The 26,431-nt window shown below is 71.3% G+C and carries 21 protein-coding genes and 1 pseudogene; 14 read left to right on the forward strand and 8 right to left on the reverse strand.

What is annotated here, in order from left to right; genetic code table 11:
• Nucleotides 1–223: 223 nt before the first annotated feature.
• From I0C86_RS02510 to I0C86_RS42810, 3 genes are all read left to right on the forward strand, one after another.
• Complete coding sequence (locus tag I0C86_RS02510) at nucleotides 224–1,171, forward strand: SRPBCC family protein (protein ID WP_230393419.1); 948 nt, start codon at nucleotides 224–226, stop codon at nucleotides 1,169–1,171.
• Nucleotides 1,172–1,199: 28 nt separating this feature from the next.
• Entirely contained in the window at nucleotides 1,200–2,372 is a 1,173-nt protein-coding gene (locus I0C86_RS02515; protein ID WP_196199541.1) for a zinc-dependent alcohol dehydrogenase, read from the forward strand.
• Between the two features lie 139 nt (nucleotides 2,373–2,511).
• Nucleotides 2,512–3,477 (forward strand): PrsW family intramembrane metalloprotease, encoded by a 966-nt coding sequence (locus I0C86_RS42810; RefSeq protein WP_230393420.1) that lies wholly within the window; start codon nucleotides 2,512–2,514, stop codon nucleotides 3,475–3,477.
• Between the two features lie 85 nt (nucleotides 3,478–3,562).
• Here the strand turns inward: I0C86_RS42810 and I0C86_RS02520 are convergent.
• A pseudogene (locus I0C86_RS02520) lies at nucleotides 3,563–4,384 on the reverse strand (DMT family transporter); the annotation flags it as partial.
• A 283-nt stretch (nucleotides 4,385–4,667) separates the two neighbouring features.
• On the opposite strand from I0C86_RS02520, the gene I0C86_RS02525 reads away from it, so the two are divergent.
• Nucleotides 4,668–5,054, forward strand: coding sequence for a DUF3817 domain-containing protein (locus I0C86_RS02525; protein WP_196199543.1), 387 nt, complete (start codon nucleotides 4,668–4,670; stop codon nucleotides 5,052–5,054).
• A 47-nt stretch (nucleotides 5,055–5,101) separates the two neighbouring features.
• Here I0C86_RS02525 and I0C86_RS02530 read toward each other — a convergent pair whose 3' ends face one another.
• A complete protein-coding gene (locus I0C86_RS02530; RefSeq protein WP_196199544.1) occupies nucleotides 5,102–5,647 on the reverse strand; it encodes a hypothetical protein in 546 nt (181 codons plus the stop codon).
• Nucleotides 5,648–5,821: 174 nt separating this feature from the next.
• Between I0C86_RS02530 and I0C86_RS02535 the strand changes: the two genes are divergently transcribed.
• From I0C86_RS02535 to I0C86_RS02550, 4 genes are all read left to right on the forward strand, one after another.
• Nucleotides 5,822–6,946: a baeRF2 domain-containing protein gene (locus I0C86_RS02535; RefSeq protein WP_196199545.1), complete on the forward strand. Its 1,125-nt coding sequence runs from the start codon at nucleotides 5,822–5,824 to the stop codon at nucleotides 6,944–6,946.
• Between the two features lie 31 nt (nucleotides 6,947–6,977).
• Entirely contained in the window at nucleotides 6,978–8,840 is a 1,863-nt protein-coding gene (locus I0C86_RS02540; protein WP_196199546.1) for a thiamine pyrophosphate-binding protein, read from the forward strand.
• Between the two features lie 367 nt (nucleotides 8,841–9,207).
• Nucleotides 9,208–10,620, forward strand: coding sequence for a hypothetical protein (locus tag I0C86_RS02545; protein WP_407676257.1), 1,413 nt, complete (start codon nucleotides 9,208–9,210; stop codon nucleotides 10,618–10,620).
• Between the two features lie 312 nt (nucleotides 10,621–10,932).
• Nucleotides 10,933–12,069, forward strand: coding sequence for a SigB/SigF/SigG family RNA polymerase sigma factor (locus tag I0C86_RS02550; RefSeq protein WP_196199547.1), 1,137 nt, complete (start codon nucleotides 10,933–10,935; stop codon nucleotides 12,067–12,069).
• A 96-nt stretch (nucleotides 12,070–12,165) separates the two neighbouring features.
• Here the strand turns inward: I0C86_RS02550 and ctaD are convergent, their stop codons facing one another.
• The 4 genes from ctaD to I0C86_RS02570 all read right to left on the reverse strand — a co-directional run bounded on the left by ctaD (nucleotide 12,166) and on the right by I0C86_RS02570 (nucleotide 17,092).
• Nucleotides 12,166–14,181, reverse strand: coding sequence for an aa3-type cytochrome oxidase subunit I (ctaD, locus tag I0C86_RS02555; RefSeq protein WP_196199548.1), 2,016 nt, complete (start codon nucleotides 14,179–14,181; stop codon nucleotides 12,166–12,168).
• 143 nt (nucleotides 14,182–14,324) lie between these two features.
• Complete coding sequence (locus I0C86_RS02560) at nucleotides 14,325–14,720, reverse strand: DUF4383 domain-containing protein (protein WP_323373432.1); 396 nt, start codon at nucleotides 14,718–14,720, stop codon at nucleotides 14,325–14,327.
• Between the two features lie 163 nt (nucleotides 14,721–14,883).
• Complete coding sequence (locus tag I0C86_RS02565; RefSeq protein WP_196199550.1) at nucleotides 14,884–16,032, reverse strand: glycosyltransferase; 1,149 nt, start codon at nucleotides 16,030–16,032, stop codon at nucleotides 14,884–14,886.
• A gap of 52 nt (nucleotides 16,033–16,084) precedes the next feature.
• Nucleotides 16,085–17,092 (reverse strand): glucosyl-3-phosphoglycerate synthase, encoded by a 1,008-nt coding sequence (locus tag I0C86_RS02570; RefSeq protein ID WP_196199551.1) that lies wholly within the window; start codon nucleotides 17,090–17,092, stop codon nucleotides 16,085–16,087.
• Nucleotides 17,093–17,310: 218 nt separating this feature from the next.
• Here I0C86_RS02570 and secA2 point away from each other — a divergent pair, with 218 nt between their 5' ends.
• The 3 genes from secA2 (at nucleotide 17,311) to I0C86_RS02585 (ending at nucleotide 21,200) form a co-directional block, all read left to right on the forward strand.
• The gene (gene secA2, locus I0C86_RS02575; protein ID WP_196199552.1) at nucleotides 17,311–19,605 is read left to right on the forward strand and encodes an accessory Sec system translocase SecA2; all 2,295 of its coding nucleotides are present in this window, start codon (nucleotides 17,311–17,313) and stop codon (nucleotides 19,603–19,605) included.
• Nucleotides 19,606–19,842: 237 nt separating this feature from the next.
• Nucleotides 19,843–20,580 carry a GAF and ANTAR domain-containing protein gene (locus I0C86_RS02580; RefSeq protein WP_196199563.1) on the forward strand — a complete coding sequence of 246 codons (738 nt, stop codon included), beginning with the start codon at nucleotides 19,843–19,845 and terminating at the stop codon, nucleotides 20,578–20,580.
• 110 nt (nucleotides 20,581–20,690) lie between these two features.
• Nucleotides 20,691–21,200: a DUF2231 domain-containing protein gene (locus I0C86_RS02585; RefSeq protein ID WP_196199553.1), complete on the forward strand. Its 510-nt coding sequence runs from the start codon at nucleotides 20,691–20,693 to the stop codon at nucleotides 21,198–21,200.
• 58 nt (nucleotides 21,201–21,258) lie between these two features.
• Here I0C86_RS02585 and I0C86_RS02590 read toward each other — a convergent pair whose 3' ends face one another.
• On the reverse strand, nucleotides 21,259–22,212 hold the full coding sequence (locus I0C86_RS02590) for a DUF3500 domain-containing protein (RefSeq protein WP_196199554.1): 954 nt from the start codon (nucleotides 22,210–22,212) through the stop codon (nucleotides 21,259–21,261).
• A 355-nt stretch (nucleotides 22,213–22,567) separates the two neighbouring features.
• Between I0C86_RS02590 and I0C86_RS02595 the strand changes: the two genes are divergently transcribed.
• The 3 genes from I0C86_RS02595 (at nucleotide 22,568) to I0C86_RS02605 (ending at nucleotide 25,974) form a co-directional block, all read left to right on the forward strand.
• Nucleotides 22,568–24,028, forward strand: a complete 1,461-nt coding sequence (locus tag I0C86_RS02595; RefSeq protein ID WP_196199555.1) for an LVIVD repeat-containing protein — start codon at nucleotides 22,568–22,570, stop codon at nucleotides 24,026–24,028.
• Between the two features lie 369 nt (nucleotides 24,029–24,397).
• Nucleotides 24,398–25,456 (forward strand): lytic polysaccharide monooxygenase, encoded by a 1,059-nt coding sequence (locus I0C86_RS02600; RefSeq protein WP_323373433.1) that lies wholly within the window; start codon nucleotides 24,398–24,400, stop codon nucleotides 25,454–25,456.
• Nucleotides 25,457–25,578: 122 nt separating this feature from the next.
• A complete protein-coding gene (locus I0C86_RS02605; RefSeq protein ID WP_196199556.1) occupies nucleotides 25,579–25,974 on the forward strand; it encodes a signal peptidase I in 396 nt (131 codons plus the stop codon).
• A 149-nt stretch (nucleotides 25,975–26,123) separates the two neighbouring features.
• Here the strand turns inward: I0C86_RS02605 and I0C86_RS02610 are convergent.
• A partial coding sequence (locus I0C86_RS02610) for a cellulose binding domain-containing protein (RefSeq protein WP_196199557.1) occupies nucleotides 26,124–26,431 on the reverse strand: 308 nt, incomplete at its 5' end.

The following is a 26,431-nucleotide window of genomic DNA, read 5'->3' on the forward strand; positions in this document are numbered from 1 at the left end:
GGCCGACCAACGGCATCAGGATCCCGCTGGTCTGGTGCTGGAGCACCGAGTGCGTGACGGTCGCGGTGTTGGTCCCGGCGACCACCGCCTCCGGCAGGACGACCCCGGCGCTGCTCCGAGGAACCGGTTTTGGTGCTTTCGAATGCACCTCGTGTTCACCTCGATACGGTGAGTCTGGGAAAGACGTCCACGACGAGATCAGGCGAGGGCGACGGTGGAAACAATGCGCGGAACGCCGATGGAGGTCCCCGACGGAACCGGTCGCCGCCTCCTGCCACGGTCACTCGGCCTGCTGAGCCTCGGCCTCGGTGCCGCCGCGATCGGTGCACCGTCCCAGGTCGGCCGGCTGATCGGGGTCGACGACTCGATGATCGCCCGGACCACCGTGCTGCCGGGGATCGGCGCCCGCGAACTGCTGTCCGCCGTCGGACTCCTGGTCGGCCGCCACCCGTCCGGCTGGGTCTGGACCCGGGTCGCCGGGGACGCCATGGACCTGGCCGCGCTCGCCAATGCCATGCGGGACCGGCAGGGTCGGCGGCGGCAGCGACTCGGGGCGACCCTGGCGGTCGTCGCCGGCATCACGGCGGTCGACGTACTTGCCGGGGTGTTGAGCACCCGGGCGGCCGGGGCGCGACGCCGGGCCGTACGGGCCAGCGCGACGGTGACGATCAACCGCTCGGCGGACGAGGTCTACCGGTTCTGGCGGGACTTCGAGAACCTGCCCCGGTTCATGTACCACCTGGAGTCGGTCCGCTCCGACGGGGACGGGCGGTCGCACTGGACCGTCAAGGGGCCGGCCGGCCGACGTGTCGAATGGGACGCGGAGGTGGTGGAGGACCATCTCAGCGAGATGATCAGCTGGCGTTCGGTCCGGGGCGCCCGGGTCCCCAACGCGGGACGGGTGCGGTTCGCCCGCGCGGCGGGCGGCCGGGGTACCGAGGTCCGGGTCGAACTGGCGTACGCCCCGCCGGGCGGCGCGGTGGGTCGAGCCGTGGCGAAGCTCTTCGGCGAGGAGCCCGAGCAGCAGATCCGGGACGATCTGCGCCGGTTCAAGCAGGTCATGGAGACGGGTGAGGTGGTCCGGTCGGACGGGAGCCCGGCGGGGACGTCCACCCGGCAGCAGGTGCTGCAGACGCCGGCGCGCCCCCGGGCCGCACGACTGCCTCGTTGACCCCGCGCCGACACTCCGGGAGGACACGATGAAGGCGAACTGCTGGCAGGGCCGGGAGAGTCTCGCTGTGGAGGAGGTTCCCGACCCGAAGATCATGAATTCCCGGGATGCCGTCGTACGGGTCACCAGCTCCGCCATCTGCGGCTCCGACCTGCACCTGTTCCACGGGTACATCCCCAGCATGAAGAAGGGCGACGTGCTCGGGCACGAGTTCATGGGCGAGGTCGTCGAGATCGGGCCGGATGTGCACAACCTGCGGATCGGCGACCGGGTGGTGGTGCCGTTCCCGATCGCCTGTGGCAACTGTGCGGCCTGCCAGTCCGGTCTCTACTCGGTCTGCGAGAACTCCAACCCCAACGCCGGGGTCGCCGAGCGGTTGTTCGGGCACGCGCCGGGCGGGATCTACGGCTACTCGCACATGCTCGGCGGGTACGCCGGCGGCCAGGCGGAGTACGCCAGGGTGCCGTTCGCCGACATCGGCCCGATCAAGGTCGAGGACGACCTGCCGGACGAGAAGGTGCTCCTCCTCTCCGACGTCTTTCCGACCGGGTACATGGGCGCCGAGATGTGCGGGATCAAGGGCGGAGAGGTCATCGCGGTCTGGGGCGCGGGGGCGGTGGGTCTGTTGGCCATGCGCAGCGCCTACCTGCTCGGTGCCGAACGGGTGATCGCGATCGACCGGTTTCCGTACCGGCTGCGGATGGCCCGGGAGCAGGCCGGGGCGGAGCCGTTGAACTACGAGGAGGTCGACGTCATCGAGACGCTCCGGGAGATGACCGGCGGTCGGGGCCCGGACGCCTGCATCGACGCGGTCGGGATGGAGGGACACCACTCGTCGGCGGTGCTGCACGGCTACGACCGGGCCAAACAGTCCGTTCGGCTGGAGACGGACCGGCCGCACGCGCTCCGCGAGGCGATCATGAGCTGTCGCAACGGCGGTACGGTTTCGATCATCGGGGCGTACGGCGGGTTCGTGGACAAGTTCCCGATCGGGTCGCTGATGAACCGCTCTCTGACGGTGCGTACCGGCCAGTGTCACGTGCAGCGCTACACCCGCATGCTGTTGGACCGGATCCGCCGGGGCGAGATCGATCCGAGCTTCGTCATCACGCACCGGCTCCGGCTCGAGGACGCACCGATCGGATACGAGATGTTCCGGCAGAAGCAGGACGACTGCACCAAGGTGGTGCTGAAACTCTGAGCCCGGCGCGTCCGGACCTCACCGGGGCGGCAGGCGACGGCTGTCCGGTCCACGGGCCGGCGGGGCCGGAGGCACGTTCGACCGCACCGCCAGCGGGTACGCCCGGAGCCCGGACCCCGATCGATGCGGCGGAGGCGTGATGGACGGCGTCGGCAGGCAGTGGACGGCGGCGGTCCCGGTCACCCCGCGCCGGCAGTGGTTGCGGATCTTTCTCGGTGGTCTCGGGCTCTGGCTCGCCACGGTCGGAGCCATCTTCCTGACCGGGAACCCGACGCTGCTGCCCACGTTGGTGCTGCTGGGCAGCTTCCTGGTGCCGGTCACCTTCGTGGCGTGGGCCTTCCAGCGACGGGACACCGGCGAGGTCACCGTCTCGCTGGTCTTCGGCACCTTCCTCGCCGGTGGGGTGCTCGGGGTACTCGCCTCCGCGGTGCTGGAGTCGTACCTGCTGCGCCCGTCGGTGCTGCTGTTCCTGGGTGTGGGTCTGATCGAGGAGGCCGCCAAGCTAGCCGCCCTGGCGCTGCTGACCCGGCATCTGGCGGCCAAGACCGTCCGGGACGGGATGATCCTCGGTGCCGCCGTCGGCTTCGGCTTCTCGGCGCTGGAGTCGGCCGGTTACGCCTTCATCGCGCTCTTCACCGTGCAGGGGCTCTCGGTGGTACAGGTGGTGCAGACGGAGATCCTCCGTGGCCTGGTGGCGCCGGTCGGGCACGGGCTGTGGACCGCGATCCTCGGCGGCGTGCTCTTCTCCGCGAGCAGCCGGGACCATTTCGTGGTCGGGATCCGGCTCCTGTTCGCCTACCTGGGGGTGGCGCTGCTCCACGCGCTCTGGGACGCGATGCACGTCATCGCCCTGTTCCTGACCCTGTTCCTCACCGGGACCCGCGACAACCGGGTCAGCCTGGATGGCTCACTGGGGGAGCCGACCCCGACCCAGGGGGCGCTGATGCCGGCGCTGGAAGGGCTTGGGATGGCGATCGTCGCCGTGATCGGTGTCGTCTGGCTGGTGGCGCTGTGGCTGTCCGCCCAGCACGGGTCGGGGAGACCGAGCAGCGGATTGCGGGTGCCGACCGGTTCGCCGTCCAGGGAAACCGTACTGCGCCCCTGAACCGTGCCGGTACCCGGCCGTTCCGGCGCCTGGCCCGGGTCCTTCCACCGGTCGGCGCGGCGCGGTCGGCGGCGGCGAGCAGCAGCACGCCCCAGGCCGCGATACCGGCGCCGGCCAGTGCGGCGAGCGCGCCCAGACCCCCACCCGCGGTCCGCTCGCCGAGCAGCAGCATCGCGATCGCCGCCGACGCGACGGGATTGGCCAGGGTGACCGTTGCCAGCGGTGCGCCCAGGCCCACGCCCCGGTAGGCGACCTGGGACAGCAGCAGCCCGGCGGTGGCCATTCCGGCCAGCGCCACCATCAGGCCGGCGGTCGACCAGACCGATCCGGCCGAGCCGACGAGTCGGGACACGACCTGGGTGACCGCGGAGGCGACCGCGAAGGCGATCCCGGCCGCGGTCGCGGTGAGCAGGCTGCGCGGCAGGGCGGAACGGCGTGTCCGGCCCGCCAGCACCAGGCCGGCGACCAGCGCGGTCGCCACGCCGGCCAGGAGCCAACCCTGCCCGGTGGTGAGCTCGTGGTCGCCGGCTCCGGGCAGCGTCAACGCCAGCAACAGGGCCAGGCCGGCCACGGTCGCACCGGCGCCGAGCCACTGCCGGCCGGAGGCCCGGCGGCCCATCGCCGCCGCCCCGATCGGCAGCGCGAGGACCAGCGTCAGTACGCCCAGCGGCTGCACGACGGAGAGCGGACCGTAGGTCAGCGCGGCCACGTGCAGGGCGGCGCCGGTGCCGTTCAGGGCCACCGAACCCCACCAGCCGGCGCGACCGAGGACGGTGGCGAGGTAGCCCCGCCCGGTGGCCGTCGCCGCACCGGCCTGGGCGGCGAGTCGTTCCTGTAGTACCGCGGCGGCCGCGTAGGCCGCCGCCGAGGCCACCGACAGAGCAATCGCCAGTACGAGCGCGATCACGGTCGGCCCCCGAGACCATGAACCGTCATAACCTCCATGATCCGCCGAAAAGGCCGTTCTGGCGTCACCCGGTGGTCGGCATCACCTGTACTCCTCCAGACGTAGGCGGTTTCTCCCTGGTTCATCCGGAAGAGTGAGTCCCGCCGGCAGTCGACTCCGGTCCGCTTCCCCCGGCGGCCCGGTCGGTCCGGCCGGCGGACCGTGGTCACCTAAGCTGTCAGCCGGACCGCCGGCCGTTCGCGTCGGCCCGTCCCGACACGGCCGGACCTGCGGAAGGACGCGGATGCACCGTACGGCGGCGAGACTCTTCGTCCTGGCGGCGATCGCCGAGGCGATCTCCTGGTTGGCGCTGCTGATCGGAATGGCGGTCAAGTACGGCCCGCCGGGAAACGAGATCGGGGTGCAGATCTTCGGACCGCTGCACGGCGGTCTCTTCGTCGCCTACGTCGGCCTGGTCCTGCTCGTCGCCCGGCTGTACCGCTGGGGCTGGCTCACCATCGTGGCCGCGTTGGTCTGCGCGGTTCCGCCGTTCGCCACGCTGGGCTTCGAGCGGTGGGCCCATCGCCGTGGCCTGCTGGGCCGTCCGTTCGGCGCCCCGGCCCCGGCTGATGCCGACGCTGTGGTCCGCGCCGACGCCGGTCCGGCCCTACCCGGTTCCGTCCGGCGCTGACATCCACCGTCCTGCGGGTCCGTTCCGCGCGAACCGGCGGCGCCGCACTACCGAGCGATCAGCAGCCAGGCGAGAATCCCGCCGAGCAGCACCGCTCCGAGCCCGGCCTGTAGCAGCAGCGCGGGCCCGAGATGCGACCAGAGGGTCGGGGTACGCGGCGTGAGCAGCTGCCCGGTGGTGAGATTGACGATCCGCTCGACCCGGGGTGCGAGGCCCTCGGCCTTCTGTGGCCGTACGGTCACCTGGACGTGGTCGGCCGGTTCGAGGGCGCTCTGCGGCAGGTGGCCGTGAATCTCCATCTCGCACAGCACACCGCCACCGTCGCGCAGGCGCAGCGGGGTCACCAGGAACTCGGGGCCCTTGCGCAGTTCCTTCCAACGTCGTCGGGCGCCTCCGGCAGCGCCGGCCCGCAGTACCGACGCCAGGAGCAGTAGGACCACCTTGACCAGCGCGGCCGTGCTGAGCACGGCGACGAGGACCGGCTGCCCGATCCGCACCTCGCGGGAGTAACCCTCCATAAGTCGTACGACGTGACCGGTAATGATCGGGCCGCTCCGCCAGGCGACCCGCTCCGGAAACAGTTCACCATCCATGCGCTCACCACCGAGAGTCCGCCCCCCGTGACGAAGTGTATCGATCATGGCTGATGAAAGCGGAGTGAGTGAATCGGTTCACCGTGGCGTGCCGGCCGGTCCGCCGCCGGTTGCCGAGGTGACAAGCCGATCGGCGTGGGTATGCCTCGAACGACCTTGGAGAGGGGACGACCCATGCAGCTGTCCTTCCTGCGTCCGTTATGTGCCCATTCCGGCCCGTGGACGTCGGTCTACCTGGACGCTTCCCGGGACACCCATGACGCCCACCAGGCGCTGGAGTTGCGCTGGCGTGGCCTACAGGAGCGGCTGGCGGAGCAGCGGGCCGATCCGCGTTCCGTCGCGGCCCTCGACGACGTGGTGCGGGGGCACGAACCGATGCCCGGTGACTACGGACTCGCGGCGTTCGCCACCGGCGGCGAGGTCGTACTGACCGAGTACCTCTCGGCGCCACCGATGAGGGACCTCGCCGCGCACGGGCCCCTGCCGCACACCATGCCGCTGGTCGCGCAGCGCCGCGAACAGGTGCCCTGGGTACGGGTGCTGGCCAGTCGTACCGGCGCAGACGTGGACGGGGTGAGCGCGGGCGGCGTACCCCGGCACGCGCACGTCAAGGGCGGCAACCAGTGGCCGATCCGGAAGGTGCACCCCGGTGCGTGGTCGCAGCTCCACTACCAGCACGCGGTCGAGCAGGCCTGGCGGCGTAACGCCGAGGACGCCGCGGCGGCCACCGCGGATCTGGCCGAACGGATCGGCGCGGAGGTGATCGTGGTGGCCGGCGAGACCCGGGCCCGACAACTGCTCGCCGCCCGGCTGCCGGAATTCTGGCAGGACCGGATGGTCCAGACCGATGCCGGCTTTCCGGCGGCCGGGGCCAAGCAGTTCGCCTTCGACGACGTCACCGTGCAGGCCATCGCCGAGGTCGCGGCCGCGCACACCGACGACGCGCTGGACCGGTTCGGCATGCAGGAGCAGGTCGGTGAGGGTCTGGACGCCGTGGTGACGGCGCTGCAACGCGGCCAGGTGGAGACGATGCTCATCGTGGACGACCCGTCCTCGACCGAACGACTCTGGATCGGCCCGGAACCGACCGAGATCGCCATCGGACCGGAGGAACTCGTCGCGATGAGAGTTCCGCAGCCACAACAGGTACGCGCCGACGCCGCGCTGCTCCGGGCGCTGGTCGGCACCGACGCGGCGCTGACCGTACTCGATCCCGACCAGGCGCCGGATCTTTCCGACGGGGTCGGAGCGGTCCTGCGGTACACGGACGCGAGTACCCCGGGGCGCGACGATGGCTGAGTCGGCGTGGGGCGCGACGGGAGCGGGCGGGATGACGCGGACCGAGTCGGACCGGACGGTCGCCGACATCGTGGTCGAACGGCTGCGGGCCTGGGGGATTCCCCGGGTCTTCGGTCATCCCGGTGAGGGGGTGGCGCTGATCGTCGAGGCGCTGCACCGGGCCGGCGGCGATCCCGCCTTCGTACCGTCCCGGCAGGAGGAGGCGGCGGGCTTCATGGCCTCCGGACACGCCCGCTACACCGGCGGGGTCGGAGTCGCTCTGGCGACCCAGGGACCGGCGGCCCTGCACCTGCTGGGCGGCCTGTACGACGCCAAGCTCGACGGCAAGCCGGTGGTCGCGATCATCGGGCAGCAGACGTTCAGCGCACTGGGCAGCGCGTACCAGGAGATCGAGCTGCCCCGGCTGTTCGCCGACGTGTGCTCCCAGTTCCTGCGCGTCGCGGCGGTGCCGGAGCAGGTGCCGTACCTGCTCGACCAGGCGATCCGTACCGCCGTGGCGACCCGGAGCCCAACCTGCGTGGTGGTGCCGCACGACCTGCTCGACCAGGTCGTACCCGACGGCCTGCCGCATCCCGACGGCGGCGGGGTGATCGCCGCCGCGCCCGGGCTCCCGCCGACCCGGGTCGTGCCGCACGAGCAGGACCTCGGCGCGGCGGCGCAGCTGCTCAGCGCCGGGCAGCGGGTCGCGATCCTGGTCGGCCAGGGCGGGTACGGCGCCGCAGACGAGATCATGCAACTGGCCGACCGGCTCGACGCGGGTGTGGCGACGTCGCTGCTCGGCAAGCCGGTGCTGGACGAGCGACTGCCCTACCACACCGGGGTGCTGGGTCAGGTCGGCACGGCGGCGAGCGCGCAGTTGATGGCGGGTTGCGACACCCTGCTGATGATCGGCACCAACGACCCGTGGACCAGCTACTACCCGATGCCCGGTCAGGCCACCGCGGTGCAGATCGACATCGACGGCAGCCGGCTGGCCAGCCGATACCCGATCGACGTACCGCTGATCGGCGACGCCCGGGAAACCCTGCGCGCTCTGCTGGCCCAGGTTCCGCAGCGCCGGAACCGGGACTGGCGGGACATGGTGGAGGCGGCCGTCGACCGGGCCCGGATCGAGTGCGACGCCCGGGCCGAGGCGCCCACCGAGCGGCTCAACCCCCGGCTGGTGCTCCGGGAACTCTCGCCCCGGCTGCCGGGGGACTCCTCGGTCGCGGTGGACGTCGGCTCGGTGACCTACTGGTACGCCCGGCATCTTCAGCTGCCGCCGGGCGTACGGGCCCACATCTGCGGAACCCTGGCCTCGGCCGGCTCCGCCCTGCCCTACGCCATCGCGGCCAAGCTCGCCCGTCCGGACGAGCCGGTGTTCGCCCTGCTCGGCGACGGCGCCATCCAGGCCGGCGGGCTGGCCGAGCTGATCACCGTGGCGCAGCGCTGGCCGGAGTGGCCGGATCCGCGCTTCGTGGTGCTGGTGCTCAACAACGCCGACCGGGGCGGCCGGGGTGGGGAGCCGGAACGCGGGCCCGCCACGGAGCCGGTCCTGGCGGTGGGTGCCGAGCCGGACCGCCCGGCGGGTCCCGGGCTGCCGTCACCGGAACAGGTCCGGGCCGGCGACATCCCGTACGCCGGCTGGGCCCGGCTGCTCGGCATGCACGGCATCCGGGTCGACCGGCCGGAGCAGGTCGGTGCGGCCTGGGAGGAGGCGATCGCGGCCGATCGGCCGACGCTGATCGAGGCGATGGTCGACTCGGCGATTCCGCTGGAGCCACCGGAGCAGCCCTTCGCCGACCTGCGCGGGCTGTCCGCCGGCGGGGTCGCGGAGGGCGCCGGCCCGGCGGCGGTGCGCGGCCGGGCCCAGACCCTGCGGGAACACGCCGCCCAGGGCGCCGACCTCGTGTAGCCGCCGTCGGCGCCCGGTCCAGGCCCGCGGGGCCACCAGCAGACCGGGGGCGCGGCTCCACTATGGACGCCGCCGCTGCCGTCCAGCCGCCGTGGCAGTCTGGTTGCCGTTGCCGTTGCCGTCCGGTTGGCTGTCTGTCCGGTCGCCGGCCTGCCCCGGTCGCTGTCTCGCTGTCTCGCCTGTCTCGCTGTCTCGCCTGTCTCGCCTGTCTCGCTGTCCGGCTTTCCCGCTGTCCGGTGGTCCGGGTGGCCAGTAGGGGGAGATTGGTGGCCCGTACCCCGGATTAGGCCCCAGACGTTGCTGTCCGCCCGTTTGAACCCGAATCGGACGGGAACGCCGGGCCAGCGATCGAGGGAAGGTGGGCCCCGTGCGGGAGATGCAGGAGTGGCTGGCCGCAGGCGGGCCGGGACCTCCCGGACCGGACCGGATCGTGTCACCGGAGAGCACCGGTCGGGTACTGCTGGCGGTGGCCTCCCGAGCGGTCCGGGGTCAGGACTGTGCCGACCTCGGCTACCACCCCCTGCTGTCGAGGTTCCGGGGCGCACCGGAGAGCGTCCGCCGTACCGCACTGGCCCGGGCCGCCACGCGTGCCGCGGTCAGCGCCGAACAGGCCGGCACGTTCGACGCGGACCGGGTCGCCGGGTGGATGGTGGGGCACTATCCACCGCGACGGTATCCGGGCATCGTGCTCGGCTCGCCGCACGGCGCCGCGGTGCACCTGGCCACCGCGATGGGCGTGCCGTGGCTACCCACCGCCTTCGACGTGGCGGTGCAGTGGCCGGGCGGCGGCGTCGCCGACCCGGCCGGTGCGTTGGCGTACGGCGCCCGGGTGGCGGGACGGCTGCTCGGCGGCAATCCGGCCGTACGGGTCCGCCAGGTGCACGATCCGGCTGCGCGGGGCGTACTGGCCGGTTCGACCGTCTCGCTGGTGGTGCGGTGGCACCGCCTGCCCGAGGCGTACCGGGAGTTCCTCGGCGGCCGGCTCGCGCCCGGTGCGCCGGTACTGCTGCTTCGCGACGTCCGTAGCTGGCCGGTCCTGGAATCCGGCGACGGGCACAGTTTCCAGCTCGGCGGGCCGACCAGCGGACTGGAGCCGGCCGACTTCCGGCCGGACAGCGACGTGCTCGGGCAGGTGCTGCGCGGTGCCGGCGGGGACGGGGCGAGCTGGGACGCCCCGAATCCCGGCCCTCCCGGGTACGCCGAACACGCTGTCGAGCCGGGCTTCGAGGCGAGCCTGCTGGACTGGGCGGAGGCCGCCGGCAGCCGGGTGCACCGGGTGCTGTTCCCCGGACCCGACGCACTCAGCGCCGCCGCCGCCGACGTGTACCGGGGTTGGTTGCGAGCGGCCGGAAAGACCGGGAACCGGTGCGTGGTGGAGTGCGGCCGGCTGATCGACCCGTGGCAGGTGGTCCGCGCCGGCCTGGTCCCGTACTGGTGCGAGAGCGCGACCCAGCGCAGCGTGACCGGCGCCGAGTGGTGGCTTGCCGGAAGTACGCCGTTCACGTCGCTCGACGTCCTGCCCGAGCCCCCCGGGCTGCGGTCACCGGCGCTCGCGGGGCTGCCGCAGTGGCTCGCGGTCGCCTCGTTCGGTCGTCGGCGCCGGGCCGTGGACCGGGTGGCGGCCCGCGGCTATCCGGTGACCTCGGTGGCCACCCGGCACGCCACGGAGGTGCTCCGCGGGCAGCCGTACGACCTGCCGGCGCCCGCGCCACTGGGGATGGTGGAGGCGCTGGCCGGACTGCGCGCCAGTGGTACGTCCCAGGGCCTGCTCGTCTGTTGAGCCATGCCCGGGAACTGAGCCATCGCTCCGGATCCGGGGATTGCGGCGCGGTGCCGGAATCGGGCCGGGGCAATCGGCTCCGGCCGTCCCGGGCGCCGCCAAAACTCCCCGAAGAAGTCACGTCCCGTGGTTGAGTACCTACAGGGCGGGAAGAAACGCTGACTGCAACTGGCCAACAACGCTGCATTACCTGCGGGTGGGCGTTTGCTCGCCAATATTCGGCTGCGTGTTCGCTTCCGGCTGGGTTGCCGTCGACGGCACCGATGACCGGATAAGCATTCCGGGCGGGGGACCTTCCTGAGGGAGGCGCGGATGTTCGGACAAGTCACCACCACAGCACCGGCGGAGCGGGGACTGGAAGACCTGGACGCCGCCGCACTGGCGTACGCGGCCAGGATCGTCGGCCTGCCGCCGGAACGCCGGCAGGAGGCGCGCGACGACCTCGTACGGTTCGCGCTGCCGTTCGCCGGTCGTCTGGCGCGCCGCTACCGGGGGCGCGGTGAACCGCTCGAGGACCTCGAACAGGTCGCCCGACTCGGCCTGGTCAACGCGGTCGACCGGTACGACCCGGAACGGGGTTCGTTCACCGCGTACGCCGCGATCACCATCGTCGGGGAGATCAAGCGCCACTTCCGGGACCGCACCTGGGGGGTGCACGTGCCGCGCCGGCTCCGGGACCTGATCCTGGAGGTCGGGCAGGCCACGGCGGCGCTGACCAGTGAGCTGTCCCGCTCGCCCAGCGTGGCGGAGCTGGCGGCCCGGTTGGAGACGCCGGAGGAGGAGATCCTCGCGGCGCTCGAGTCGGCGGCCGGCTACAGCCCGGCATCGCTCAACGCGCCGGTCGGCGGGGAGAGTTCGGCGGAGTTCGGTGATCTCGTCGGGGAGTCCGACACGGATCTGGAGTCGGTCGACGACCGCGTGACGGTCAGCGGGCTGCTGGGCAGGCTGCCGTGGCGGGAACGGCGGATTCTGGCGATGCGGTTCTACGGCAACCAGACCCAGGCCGAGATCGCCGCCCGGTTCGGTATCTCGCAGATGCACGTGTCCCGACTGCTCTCCCGGGCGCTCACCTGGCTGCGGCAGGCGATGCTCGCCGACACGCCCGCGCCGTGGCAGACCGGTGGCGGCGACCCGGCCGGTCATCCGGCCCGGCTCTCGGTCCGCGAGGTGGGGGACCGGGTGGTCGTCGAGGTGACCGGGGACATCGACCGGGACACCGCCGAGCAGTTGCGCCTGGCGGTCGTCGAGGCGGTCTCCTCCGGGCATCCGGCGGAGGTGGCGATCGACCTGACCGACGTCGCGAAGCTCGACGGCCCCGCCCTCGCCGCGCTGGTCGCCGGTCGGGACGCGGCGCACCGTACCGGCGTACGGTGGCGCCTGGCCCGGGCCCAACCGGAGGTCCAGCATTCGCTCAGTGCCGTCGGTCTGGTCGCGCTGCCCGCCGACTGAGGTCGTCTGGTCGCGCTGCCCGCCGACTGATCCGGGTGGTCGCCGTCCGGCCGGGCGAGCGCCCGGGCCGGGGCGACCGCTCCGGTCGTTTCGCTGTCACCGCTGCTCCTCCTCGTCGTCCCCGGCCGACCGACCGGTCCGCCACCGACGGTTCCGCTCCGGTCCACCCCGGTCCGCGTTGTCGTTGTTCTCGTCCGGCTCGCTCGGCGGGAAGTGCGGCCGGCGTACGTCGTCGGGCTCCGGCACCTCGATCGGGCGGGCGCCGGACTCCGCCGGTGGATGGTGCGCGACCGCCGCGTCGGCGCCGTGCGCCCCCTCCGGGCTCGGGGTTTCGCCTTCGGGATGGCGGACCGCCCGGTGCAACTCGTCGCGGATCCCCTGCGGCGGCAGGGTGGAGCGCTGCGGCAGGTCGCGGCCGAGGTCGGCGACGAGCGGTCCGTACTTGTCGTCGAAGGCGGGGCGCTCGGAGCGGATCCGGGGCATCCGGTCGAAGTTGCGCAGCGGTGGCGGGCAGCTCGTGGACCATTCCAGGGAGTTCCCGAAACCCCACGGGTCGTAGACGTCCACCATCCGTCCGAACCGCCAGGACTTCCACACGTTGTAGATGAAGAACAGGGTCGACGCGCCGAGCACGAACGAGCCGATCGTGGAGACGGTGTTCAGCACGGTGAAGCCGTCCGTGGGCAGGTAGTCGGCGTATCGGCGGGGGAATCCCTCGTTGCCCAACCAGTGCTGGACCAGGAAGGTGGTGTGGAAGCCGAGGAACATGGTCCAGAAGTGGACCTTGCCCAGTCGTTCGTCCAGCAGCCGGCCGGTCATCTTCGGGAACCAGAAGTACACACCGCCGAACGCGGCGAAGACGATGGTGCCGAACAGTACGTAGTGGAAGTGCGCGACCACGAAGTAGGTGTCCGTGGTGTGGAAGTCGACGGGCGGGCTGGCCAGCAGGACGCCGCTGAGGCCGCCGAAGAGGAAGGTGACGAGGAAGCCGATGGAGAACAGCATCGGGGTCTCGAAGGTGATCTGCCCCTTCCACATCGTGCCGATCCAATTGAAGAACTTCACACCGGTCGGTACCGCGATCAGATAACTGAGCCAACTGAAGAACGGCAGCAGCACCTGTCCGGTACCGAACATGTGGTGGGCCCACACCGTCATCGAGAGAACGGTGATCGCGATCGTCGCGGCGACCAGACCCTTGTAGCCGAAGATCGGCTTTCGGGAGAAGACCGGGATGATCTCCGTGATGATGCCGAAGAACGGCAGCGCGACGATGTAGACCTCGGGATGGCCGAAGAACCAGAAGAGATGCTGCCAGAGCAGCGGACCGCCGTTCATCGGATCGTAGACGTGGGCGTTGAGTCTTCGGTCGGCGTAGAGCGCCAGCAGGGCGGCGGCCAGCAACGGGAAGACCAGGATCACCAGCAGCGCGGTGAAGAGCATGTTCCAGGTGAAGATCGGCATCCGGAACATGGTCATGCCGGGTGCCCGCAGCGTGAGGATCGTGGTGATCAGGTTGACGGCCCCGAGGATCGTGCCGAGCCCGGACAGGACCAGCCCGATCACCCACATGTCGGAGCCGATGCCGGGGGAGTGCTCGGCCCGGCTCAGCGGCGGATAGGCGGTCCAGCCGAAGTCGGCGGAGCCGTTGGGTGTGAGGAATCCGCCCAGCACCAGCGAACCGCCGAGGAGGTACAGCCAGTACGCCAGCGCGTTGAGCCGGGGGAAGGAGACGTCGGGTGCGCCGATCTGCAACGGCACCACGAAGTTGCCGAACGCCAGCGCCAGCGGCGTGGCGAAGAGCAGCAACATGATCGTGCCGTGTGCCGTGAAGAGCTGGTTGTACTGCTCGTTCGAGAGGAACTGCAGTCCCGGCCGGCCCAGTTCGGCACGCATCAGCATCGCCATCGCGCCGCCGACGAGAAAGAAGCCGAAGGCGGTGCTCAGATACATCAGGCCGATCTGCTTGGCGTCGGTGGTGCCGAGCATCTTGATCAGCCGGTTGCCCCGGATCGCCTCCCGAACCGGCCCCGGATATCCGCCGGAGCGGGCGGGGGCGAGGATCAGCGGCCCCCGCTCCTGTCCCGGTTCGGTAACCACCCGTTTCGGCATTCCACTCACCCCGTATGCGACCCAGCTAGGACGAGCGGGTGGCTACCCGGGATCTCAGTGCCGAAACCCGGCAGCTCCGGAAAATCCGCATTCTTTGCCCTGAACGGGTGAAATCAGGCGGTAATCGCCGGGCGGTCGTCGCCCTACCTGCGGCGACCGGTGAGCACACCCAGCACGATCATGCCGATCCCCAACCCGAGATGCAGCCAGTTGTCGGCGTCGTTGACCGGCAGGAAGTTGGCGGCGCTGTCCTGCTCGATCGCCAGGCCGTACACCCAGAGCACCAGGTAGACCGCGCCGCCGCCGATCAGGAAGGTCCGCGCCCCGCTGGCCGTACGGGCCAGCGCCAGGCCCCCAACCCCCGACACCAGGGGTACGAGGTTGTGCAGCACCGAGACCTCGAACACGCCGAACAGCCGGGCGCCCGAATGCTGCCCGGCGAGGCGCAGATCGTCGAACCGGGAGGTGATGTCCGGAATGAAGCCCAACACGCCGAGCGCCAGGAAGAGGACGGCGACCGCGACCGCGGCGGTACTCACCCGCGACCGCCCGGTGGACGGCCGGCTGACCGTGGAACTGGCTCTGTGCACAGCGGGCACCACCTCAACGAGGATGAGACGAGGGTGAACGGCCCTGACCGGCTACCCGGCGACCATCGCGGCAAACCCGGCGCTTGGCGGCTGGGCGCGACAAAACCCCTGGTCAGGCGGCGTTGGTGATGGCCGTTCGACGTACCTGCTCGTACAGGTCCAGGTACCGCTGCGCCATGGTCGCCGGGGTGAACCGCCGGCTCGCCTCCTGGCGGCACTCCCGCTCGTCCAGCCCGGAGACCGCCGGCACCAGGTCGGCCAGCCCGTCCTCGTCGTCGGCCAGCAGCCCGGTACGGCCGTGCTCGATCAATTCCGGCAGGCAGCCCCGACCGATGGCGATCACCGGAGTGCCGACGGCCAGCGACTCGATCACCGCCGTCCCGCCCGGTTCCTCCCAGCAGAGCGGAAAGAGCGTCGCCCGGGCGCTCGCCACCAGGTCGTCGCGGGCGGCTCCGGCCACCATCCCGACCCAGCGCACCCGTACGCCGTCCACCAGCGGCGCCACCTGCTCCCGCCAGTACCGTACGTCCGGATTCTGCCCCGCGTCCGGCCCCGCCGAGGCGAGCTCCTCGGGGCGGCGGTACGGCCCGACCGGCCCGGCCAGCACCAGGTCGAAGCCGGCCTCGTGGGCGAGCCGGGCCCCGATGTGCTGGCCCTTGCCTGGCGTGATCCGGCCGAGGATGACCAGATGGCCGGACTTCTCGAGCGGCGGCCGCAGGTCGGCGTCGACGGCCAGTGGGGTGGCGAGGTGGACGTGCCCGACCGCGTGGTCCTGGAGCGCCTGCGGCGCCCGGGCGAGCTGTGCGGCCGAGACGCCGTTGACCCGGACCCGGTCCCCACCGTCCACGTACCCGTAGAGATCGGGGTGTTTGCCGAGGTCCCAGTGCAGCGTGTGCAGCGCCGGACCGGCCCCCGGCCCCATCGCGGTGAGAACCGCCAGCCCGACCGCCTCCACGTGGTCGTGCACGAGGTCGATGTCGTCCCGCTCGCGCAGCGCCCGGACCACCCCGTTCAGGTGGGCGTGGGAGATCCCGCACACCTGGTTGTACGGCCGTTGCAGGGCACCGAACTGCCCGTCGGGAAAGACCGACAGCAGTTCGTCGACCGGCAGCGTGCTGTCGGCCGTCGAGGCGAGCACCACCCGTACGCCGAGTCGCCGCAGCTCGGGCACCAGCGTGGCGACGACGTTCTCGATGCCGCCGTAGCCGGGCGGGGGCACCGGCAGCCAGGGACCGGCGTTCATCAGTACGGTCAGGCTCATCGGTACCCCCGGCTCTGCTCGGTGACCCGTCCGGGCCGGCGCCCGGCAGTGGTCATACCGGCGCCCCGCGCATCGACTCCCGGAGTTCGACCAGCGGAGGCCGCTCCCGGACCGACACGTCGCTGACCACGATCTCCCGGTCGAGGTTCGGCAGGGCGGCGGTGCCGTCCCGGCGGAACTGGACAAGCAGGTTCGCCGGCGGTTCGGACTCGTCGACCAGGCCCCGCCGGCACAGCCGCTGCCACACCGTGTGCATGATCTGCCCCGACATCCGGCCGAGCGCCTCGGTGTCCTGATGCCGGTGCAGGCGCTCACCCAGGTCGACCTGGGCCAGGGCGTCCAGGCCGCACATCTCGAGCAGGTCGATAAGCATCGCCGTCTCGACGCCGTACCCGGAGACGAAGGGCACCCGCTCCAGCACGTCCCGCCGACCGGCGTACTCGCCGGCCAGAGGCTGGACGAAGCCGGCCAGTTCCGGCCAGAACAGGTTGAAAAGGGGGCGGGCCACCAGTTCGGTGACCCGGCCGCCGCCCTCCACCTCGACGCCGGTGGAGCCGACCAACGGCCGGTGGTAGAAGCCCTTGACGAAGGCGATGGACGGGTCGGTGAGCAGGGGGCCGAGCAGACCGGTGACGAAGTGCGGCTGGAACTCCCGCAGGTCGGCGTCGATGAAGGCGACGATGTCCCCGTCGGAGCCGGCGAGCCCCGCCCACAGCGCGTCTCCCTTGCCGTCCAGCCGGGGCAGCCCACGGGTCATCTCGTCCTGACCGATCACCCGGGCGCCGGCCGCCGCCGCGACCCTGGCGGTCCCGTCCGAGGACCGCGAGTCGACGACCACCAGCTCGTCGACCAGTGCGACCTGCTCGACCAGGCAGGCACGGATCGCCGCCACGATCGCGCCGACGGTCGCCTCCTCGTTCCGGGCCGGGATGACGACGCTGATCCTGCGGTCCCCCTTGGCGTGCGCCAGTTGCCGGGCGGTCCACTGGTCGGCCACCCCGCTGCGGTGGGTGGACCATGCCTCCAGCGCGGGTGACACGGCCGATCGCGAGCGCCGCATGGAACCAACCTCCCCGGATGCCTCCGCCCAGAGCCCTCGACGGCCTCCGGTGCAGTCCCGCGGCTTTCCCCGCCCGTCGGGGTCTAACCACTCGGACAGATGGGAAGGAAGGGCCCCTTCTTATCGCTTTCTGTATAAGAAGGGGCCCTTCCTAACCTGATGTCCCACCGGCCGGGCGGGCAGCACTTTGCGGGCGAGTTCGCGTACCGTTGCGCGTCATGGGTGTGTCGCAACGGTTGAAGACAAGGGTCCGGCGTTTCCTCCAACGGCCGGGCACCACAGTTGATCTGGCGCCGCTGGAGAAGCTGCTGCCCACGATCGAGGCGCGCGAGGAGGAACTCACCGACCTCGACGACGCCGAGCTGACCGAGGCGGCCGGCAGGGCCGAGGACTTCGTGGAGATCTGCGCGGTGGGCCGCGAGGCCGCCCGGCGCGGACTCGACCAGCGGCCGTACGACGTCCAGCTGCTCGGCGTCATGTCGCTGCTCGCGGGCAAGGTCGCCGAGATGGCCACCGGTGAGGGTAAGACGCTGACGGCGGCGATCGCCGCGTACGGGCACGTCCGGCGGGGTAACGGGCCGGTGCACGTACTGACCGTCAACGACTACCTGGCCCGCCGGGACGCCGAGTGGATGAAGCCGGTCTACCAGCTACTGGGCCTGAGCGTCGGCTGGGTGACCGAGGCGTCCACCCGGGACGAGCGGCAGGAGGCGTACGCCTGCGACGTCACGTACGTGTCGGTCAGCGAGGGCGGCTTCGACTTCCTCCGGGACCAACTGGTGACCGACATCGACGACCGGGTGCAGCCGCCACTGACCACGGCGATCGTGGACGAGGCCGACTCCATCCTGATCGACGAGGCGCGGGTGCCGATGGTGCTGGCCGGTGCGGTCGACGGCGAGCAGGACCCGGTGCACGCCGCCGCGGCGGTGGTCCGTGGGCTGCGCGCCGGGCGGCACTACCTGGTGGCCGACGACGGCCGCAGCGTCGCCTTCACCGACGCCGGGCTGGCCGAGGTCGAGACCCGGCTAGGCGGGGTCGACCTGTACGACGACGAGCACGTCGAGCAGCTCTCGGCGGTGAACGTCGCCCTGCACGCGCACGCCCTGCTGCACCGGGACGTCGACTACATCGTCCGGAACGACGGCGTCGAGCTGATCGACGAGATGCGCGGCCGGGTCGCGCAGCGCCGCCGCTGGCCGGACGGGTTGCAGGCGGCGGTGGAGGCGAAGGAGGGCCTGGACGCCACCGCCGAGGGCGAGGTGCTGGGCACGATCACCGTCCAGGCGTACGTCGCGCTCTACCGCACGGTCTGCGGGATGACCGCCACGGCGGTGCTGGTCGGTGACCAGCTACGCGAGTTCTTCTCCCTCGAGGTCGCGGTGATCCCGCCGAACACCCCGTGTGTACGGGTGGACGACCCCGACCGGATCTACGCCACCCGGGCGGAGAAGGAGGAGGCGCTGATCCAGGAGATCCAGGAGCAGCACGAGACCGGCCGTCCGGTGTTGATCGGCACGCTCGACGTGAAGGAGTCGGAGCGCCTCGCGGAGGCCCTCGAAGGTGCCGGGGTGCCGTGCACGGTGCTGAACGCGAAGAACGACGCCGAGGAGGCGGCGATCATCGCCGAGGCCGGCGCGTACGGCGCGGTCACCGTCTCCACCCAGATGGCCGGTCGAGGTGTCGACATCCGGCTGGGCGGCAGCGAGCAGACCGACCGGGACCGGGTGGCCGACCTCGGTGGCCTGTTCGTGATCGGCAGCGGCCGGCACGACAGCCGACGGGTCGACGACCAGTTGCGTGGCCGTGCCGGGCGGCAGGGTGACCCGGGACGGTCCGTCTTCTTCGTCAGCCTCGAGGACAACCTGGTCGTCCGGCACGCTCCGGACGCGGTTCCGGCGTCGCCGAGGATGAACGCCGACGGGCTGGTCACCGACGAGCAGGTGGACTTCGCCGTCGAGCACGCGCAGCGGATCGCGGAGGGCGTCAACCACGAGATCCACCGCAACACCTGGCGGTACAGCGTGGTGATCGAGCAGCAGCGCAAGGCGCTCGCCGAGCGTCGGGAGCGCCTGCTCACCACCGAGATCGCCGCGCAGATGCTGACCGAGCGGTTCCCGGACCGGGCCAAGGAGATGGACGAGGACCTCCTCTCCCGGGTGGGCCGGTCGATCGCCCTCTACCACCTCGACCGGCTCTGGGCGCACCATCTGGCCGAGCTCTCCGAGGTACGCGAGGGCGTACACCTGCGGGCGCTGGGCCGGCTCGATCCGCTGGACGAGTTCCACCGGTCCGCGGTGCCGGCGTTCAACGCGCTGGTTCCGGAGATCGAGACCCGGACGGTGGAGACCTTCGACGAGGCCGAGTTCACCGACGACTGGGAGCCGGACTCGGCCGAGCTGGCGCGGCCGAGCGCCACCTGGACCTATCTGGTACACGACAACCCGTTCGGCTCCGAACTCGACCGGTTGATCGCGGCGGTCGGACGGAGGCTCAGCTCGGCTCCGCGCTGAGCCTCGGCGAGGCTGTACCACGGGGTTGCCGTCTGGTTGTTGACGGCAACCCCGTGGCGTTCGGATCGTTCTCTCCCTGGAAGCGGGTGGTTTGTCCACCCGGCGCTCGGGTAGTAGCGCAGGTCCGTACCGGCACCGGTTCGGTAACGGCGGGGGAGAGGCGACCATGACACAGGCGACGGCACGAACCGGACGTACCGCGGCAGCCGCGGTGGTGGCGGGGGTCCCGGCGCGGTGGTGAGACTGGGAACGACGGAGGTACGGGCCGAGGCCCCCGGTGTGCTGGAGACCGCCGCCCTGCTCCGCGAGGTGACCGCAGGGCTTCTCGCGAGCAGTGATTTCGACACCGCGGTGGACCGCCTCGTGGGCACGGTCCGGGACGCCATACCGGGGGTGACCTGGTGCGGGGTGACCGTGCTGCGGGCCGGGGCGCGGGCGTCGGTCGCCGCTTCCGAGCCCAGGCTCGGCGATCTCGACGACGTCCGGTACGGCGCCGACGGTCCGGCGATGATCGCGATCCGCACCCGGGAACTGGTCTGGTCGGCGGATCTGCGCACCGAGATCCGGTGGCCCGACTGGACCAGCCGGGCGATGGGGTTCGGCGTGCGCGGGGTGCTGGCGGTGCCGGTGGACATCGACGCGCACGTGGTCGGCGCGATCAGCCTGTACGCCCGCGAGCCCGGCGTGCTCACCGCGAGCCAGCAACTCACGGCGATGCTCCTCGCCGAGCACGCCGGGCTGCTGCTCGGCGCGGTGCGGGACCGGTCCGGGGCCGATCCGGCCGGCGAAACCGACGAGACACTCTCCGCGGGTCAGGTCATCGACCAGGCAGTCGGGGTTATCATGACCCAACGTGGCTGTCCGGCCACGGAGGCGCTACAGGTGTTGCGTTCCGCGTCGGCGGCCCTGGCCATCCCGCTTCGGGACGTGGCCGAGCGGCTGGTCACCTCGGTGGCCCGCCCCCGGGACACCTGACCGTCCGCCGTCGCTGTCCGGCGCCCGTACGTCGTCGCGTCGTTTCGGCGCGGCGGCCCGGGGGTAGCAGGCGAGTGGCTGGTCGAGGAACGAGCCGGGGAGGCGCCACCATGCAGAGCCGTCTGCGGGTGCACGGACATCCGATCCAGCCGATGCTCGTCACCTTCCCCTTCGGACTCTTCGTCTGTGCGACGGTCTTCGACCTGACCGACGTCCTCGGCGGACCGGCGATGCTGGGTCTGGTCGGCTACTGGACGGCGGTGGCAGCGCTGTTCGCGGCCGGGCTCGCCATGGCGGCCGGCATGGTCGACCTCTGGGACGTGCCGGGGGACCGGACCCGCCGGACGGCGGTGACCTTCAACCTGGTGAACGCCGCAGTCGCGGTCCTCTTCGTCTTCGGCTGCCTGATGAGGTCCGGTGTGCCGGAGCACGGGGCGACCGGTGCTCTGGTGCTGGTCGAGCTGCTGGGTCTGCTCGTCGGCGCCGTGGGGGTACGCCTGGGCGCCAGCCTGGTGCGTCAGTTCGACCCGCGGAACGCCGAGCCGACCAGTTTCGACGGGTTCGGCCCGCCGGCCACCTCGGTGGCCGGTGGCTTCGGTCGGCGACGACAATCCCGGTGAGCCCTTCCGACTGACCCCAGGGGTCGACACTCCGAGGCCGGGAGTGCGTGCACCGAGGTCAGCGGTGGGCGCTCGCCCGGTGTGCGGCGAGCACGTCGTCACCGAAGTCGCTGTGCGGGCGGCGGAGCACGGTGTGTGCGTGGTTGCCCTCGTCGCTGGTGTTGTCGTACTCGATCAACAGGTCCTCGCCCTGGATCCGGTAGTAGTGGCGGCGGCCCGGCACCGTCGGGCCCTCCCAGGCGAAGTGCAACTCGCCCGTGCCGACCCGGGCCGCTTCCTGCATGGCGAGTTCCGGTGGCAGCCGGTCGAGATACAGCGCGACGAGTTGGTCGAGCAGCGAGCGGGGGGTCGGTCCGAGCGTCGCGGCGGTCAGGCCGGCCGGCTCGATCCGGCTGGCGAACCGGGGGCGGGTGCCACTGCGGATGTCTGCGGGCGCCTGGTCGGAGACGATCGCCGCGGCACGGCCGTCGGGGCCGAGCGCGTCCAGCAGGGCTCGGGCCAGATCTTCCTCGGGCGCGAGTGGACGGCTCACCGCGCGGCCGGCGTAGCTCACCATGGCCGGGTTGGCGCCGAGAAAGACGGGGGCCGGGGAGACCCGGTCTCCGGACACCGTCATGGTCACCGAGAGATGGTGCCCCTCGAACCGCCAGGACCAGGCATCGTCCCGGGCAGGGTCACCGAAGACGACGATCCGGTAGTCGTCGCTGTGCCGGCCCCGCTGCCAGTTCTCGTGGCGGTCGAGTACCTCCTCCAGGGCCATGATCGTGGCGGCCTGGGCGTAGGCGTGCGGACTCAACGCGGTGGCCAGCAGCCGGTGCGTCGCCTTCCGGCCGGTTCGGTCGAGGTCGGCGAGGCAGGCACCGGGCCGGGGCAGCGGCCGGTACTCGATCCAGCGCCGGCCGGCCTCGTCCGCGAACGGACGGGCGGCCAGTTCCCGGACCGGGCCGGGCAGCGCGTCCAGCAGGGCGGTGGCCGCCGTCCGCATCTGCCCGGCCAGGGTGGTGTTTCGCATGCTCCCTGTATACCGGCTGGTGTTTCGGTCGCCGCGCCGAGGTTTCGGGTGTTCCAGCCAGCGCGACCAGGGTTCGGGACGGAGCGGGCGAGCAGGTCGGGCAGGTCGACGAATGTTGATCATCAGGGCGCCGTGCTCGATGATGCCGCGACCGTCTCGATCGCGGACGGGCCGCACCGGGTGGGATCCGTCCCGGAGCGCAGCAGCGCCGCCAACGCCTCGGTCGAGGGGCCTGTCGCCGATCCACTGTGATCAGTTCCAGCAGGATCAAAATGTGACCGGGGTCACATCGATGTCCACTAAGTCCTAGGTAAGGTCTGGACAACCGTCAACCCCTTTCGAAGGATGCCGCCAGATGTTCAGACACTCCCCACAAGGGTCGCGGCGACTCCGGATCGTCGGGATCGCCGCATCAGCCTTCCTGGTGGTGACCGTTGCCGTTGCTCCGGCGAGCAGCGCCCAGACGCCACCGGCCAGAACGGACCCGACCACAACAGAGGTTGCCGCGGTGCCCGGCGTGGACGAGATCTCCAGTAGCCGAAACCTGCGCCAGATAGCCAATATCCCCAAGCAGGGGCCGTTCAACAGCGAGGGTGCGCTCGGCTCCGACCTGGCCTTCCAGGGCCGGTACGCGTTCGTGGGCAACTACGAGGGCTTCGTCGTCTACGACATCAAGAACCCGTCCCGGCCGTCCATCGTGTCCCAGGTGCTCTGCTCGGGATCACAGAACGACATCTCCGTCTACGGCGACCTGTTGTTCCTGTCCACCGACTCTCCCCGCAGCGACGACTCGTGCGCCAGCACCAGCGTGCCGAGCACCGGCACGGTGTGGGAGGGCATGAAGATCTTCGACATCAGCGACAAGGCCAACCCCCGGTACATCAAGTCGGTCCAGACCGCCTGTGGCTCGCACACCCACACCCTGGTGCCGGCCAAGGACCGCAAGTCGGTCTACATCTACGTGTCGTCGTACGGGCCGTCGGCGACCTACGCCGGCTGTGCGCCGCCGCACGACTCGATCTCCATCATCAAGGTTCCACTGAAGAAGCCGACCCAGGCCGCCGTCGTGGCCGTGCCGAACCTCTTCCCGGACGGTGGCAACCCGGGCAGCAACGGCAGCTCGACCACGAGCGGATGCCACGACATCACCGTCTACCCGAGCAAGGACCTGGCCGCCGGTGCCTGCATGGGCGACGGGATTCTGCTGAACATCGCCAACCGGGAGGCGCCTCGGGTGATCAACCGGGTCCGGGACACGGTGAACTTCTCGTTCTGGCACTCGGCGACCTTCAACAACGACGGCTCGAAGGTGGTCTTCACCGACGAACTGGGCGGTGGTTCCGGTGCGACCTGTGTCGAGACGGTGGAGCCCACCCGGGGCGCCAACGCCATCTACGACATCACCGGGCGGGGCGACGGCCGCAGCCTGGTCTTCAAGAGCTACTACAAGATCCCGCGCCTGAACACCACGCTGGAGAACTGCGTGGCGCACAACGGCTCGTTGATCCCGGTGCTCGGTCGCGACATCATGGTCCAGGCGTGGTACCAGGGCGGCATCTCGGTCTGGGACTTCACCGACTCGGCCCGACCGGTCGAGCTGGGCTACTGGGAGCGCGGCCCGCTCTCGGCCGACCGTCGGGTGATCGGCGGTTCGTGGTCGGCGTACTGGTACAACGGCAACATCTACTCCAGCGACATCCAGAAGGGTCTGGACGTGTTGGAGATGAACGACTGGCGGATCTGGACGGCGCACCTGACCAAGGTCAAGGAGCTGAACGTGCAGAGCCAGCCCGGCTACCTGGGTAGCAACTGGTAGGCGGACCCGCACCGACGAGCGGCCCGGTCCCCGGTGGGACCGGGCCGCTTCGCGTTCGGCAGCAGCCCACCAGGTCGTACGGAGATCGACGTACGTTGCTTCGCCCGACGATCTCGTGGTGGAATGGGAACGCGTGGCGGTCGCGAGTGGCCGGCAGTGCCGACGTGCGCGGGTCCGGAGTGGTCAGGGCAAACACTCCGAGTCAGATCCGGTCGGCAGCCGAGATCGGGCAGACAACAGTCGGGCGGGGCAGCTCTTCGGACCTGAGCCCGTGCCCGCGCTCCCGTGGTACGACGGGCCGAGCGCCGAGCGATCGGCGACGGCTCGCATCGTGGCGGGTGCGACCCCACCGAGAGGTATCCAACGATCGTGAGAATTCGACGCAGGGCGGTGGTACTCACCGCCGCAGCCGCGGTGCTGGCCGCCGGCACCCCTTTCATCCTTACGCCCGACGCGGCGTTCGCACACGGTGCGATGACCTATCCGGCGACCCGGACGTACGCCTGCTACCAGGACGGGCGGGCCGGCGGCGGCGGCGACCTGAACCCGACCAACCCGGCCTGCGCCGCCGCGGTGGCACAGGGCGGCAAGCAGCCGCTGTGGGACTTCTACGGCGTGCTGATCGGCAACGCGGGAGGGCGGCACCGGGAGATCATCCCGGACGGTCAGCTCTGTGGCGCCGGTACGACGAAGTACGCCGCGTACAACGCCGTCAGCGCCGACTGGCCGACGACGAACCTGCAGTCCGGCGCGAACATCACCTTCCGGTACAACGCCTGGGCGCCGCACCCCGGCACCTGGTACCAGTACGTGACCCGGGACGGCTGGAACCCGGACGCCCCGCTGAAGTGGTCGGACCTGGAGGCGACGCCGTTCGACCAGATCACCAACCCGCCGTTGGGCAGCGGCGCGTCCGGCGCCGAGTACGTGTGGAACGCCCGGCTGCCGAACAAGAGCGGCCGGCACATCATCTACTCCATCTGGCAGCGTTCGGACTCGGCGGAGGCGTTCTACAACTGCTCGGACGTCAACTTCGGCGGCGGTGGCGGGCCGACCACGCCGCCCACCACCGCCCCGCCGACGACGCCACCCACCACGCCGCCGGCCGGCGGTGACGCGTGCACCGCCTCGATCCGGGTGGACAGCTCCTGGTCCGGCGGCTACCAGGCGACGGTGACGGTCCGGAACACCGGCAGCGCGACGGCCAACCCGTGGACGGCCACCTGGACCATGCCCAGCGGCAGCACGGTCAGCCAGGGCTGGAACGCCACCGTCTCGCAGAGCGGCAGCACGGTGACCGCGACGGCACCGAGCTGGAGCCCTCCGTTGGCACCGGGAGGGTCGGTGACGATCGGGTACATCAGCAGCGGTTCGCCGAGTCCGGCACCGAGCGGGTTCCGGCTCAACGGCGCTGTCTGCGGTAGCTGACCGATCCCGTACCGGGCTCCCGACCACCGCCGTCGTGCAGTGGTCGGGAGCCCGTTCCCGGTCCGGCCGACCGGTCTGGACGGGCCGCGTGATAGCTTGCCCGACCTGTGAAGGGAGGGCCGGTGGACCAGGGTGTCTACGTGGGCAACGCGGGGATGGACGGCGCGGACAACGGAGGCTGGTTGCTCGGCCACTTCATGCCGCCCGGCCTGGATCCTCGGCACAGCACCGATGTCGAGGTCAAGTGGGGCGTGCACCCACCCGGGGACACCCGGGCGGAGTGGGTGACCGGCGAACGCCGTACCGCCCTGCTGGTGCTGGTCTCCGGCCGGTTCCACGTCGAACTGCGGGACCGTACCGTCGTGCTGGCCAGGCCCGGCGACTACGTGGTCTGGGGGCCGGGAGTGGACCACTCGTGGCTGGCGCCGGAGGAAGCGGTGGTGCTGACCGTCCGCTGGCCCTCGGTCGCCGGCTACAAGGTCGTACCGCCTGACCTCTTGACGAGTGTTCCCGGCTGACGGGTGTTCCCAGGAGCGGGTGACCGGTTTCGCGGTCCCGTGATCGATTTCGCGGTCCCGTGACCAGTTTCGCGGTCCCGTGACCAGGGACCGGCCGCCGTACCGACGGCGTGGCGAGCGGTTCCCTGGTCACGGGCGGACGGCGCCGCTCAGCCGAGGGTGCAGCTGACCGTCGGTGCCGGGTTGCTGCCGGACCAGCTGCCGATGAAGCCGAACGTCGTCGACCCGCCGGGGGCGAGCGCACCGTTCCAAGCCACGGCGAGGGCGCTGGCGGTGACCCCGCTCTGGGTGATCTCGGCGTTCCAGGCCTGGTTGACCTGCTGGCCGGCGCCGAAGACCAGTTGCGTCGTCCAGGTTCGGCTCGCCGTCGTGCCGTTGTTCCGGACCGTGACCTCGCCCTGGAAGCCGCCCTGCCACTGCCCGGCGGACCGGTAGCTGGCCGAGCAGCCCTCCGTTC

The sequence above is a fragment of the Plantactinospora alkalitolerans genome, assembly GCF_015690345.1.
Lineage (GTDB): Bacteria > Actinomycetota > Actinomycetes > Mycobacteriales > Micromonosporaceae > Plantactinospora > Plantactinospora alkalitolerans.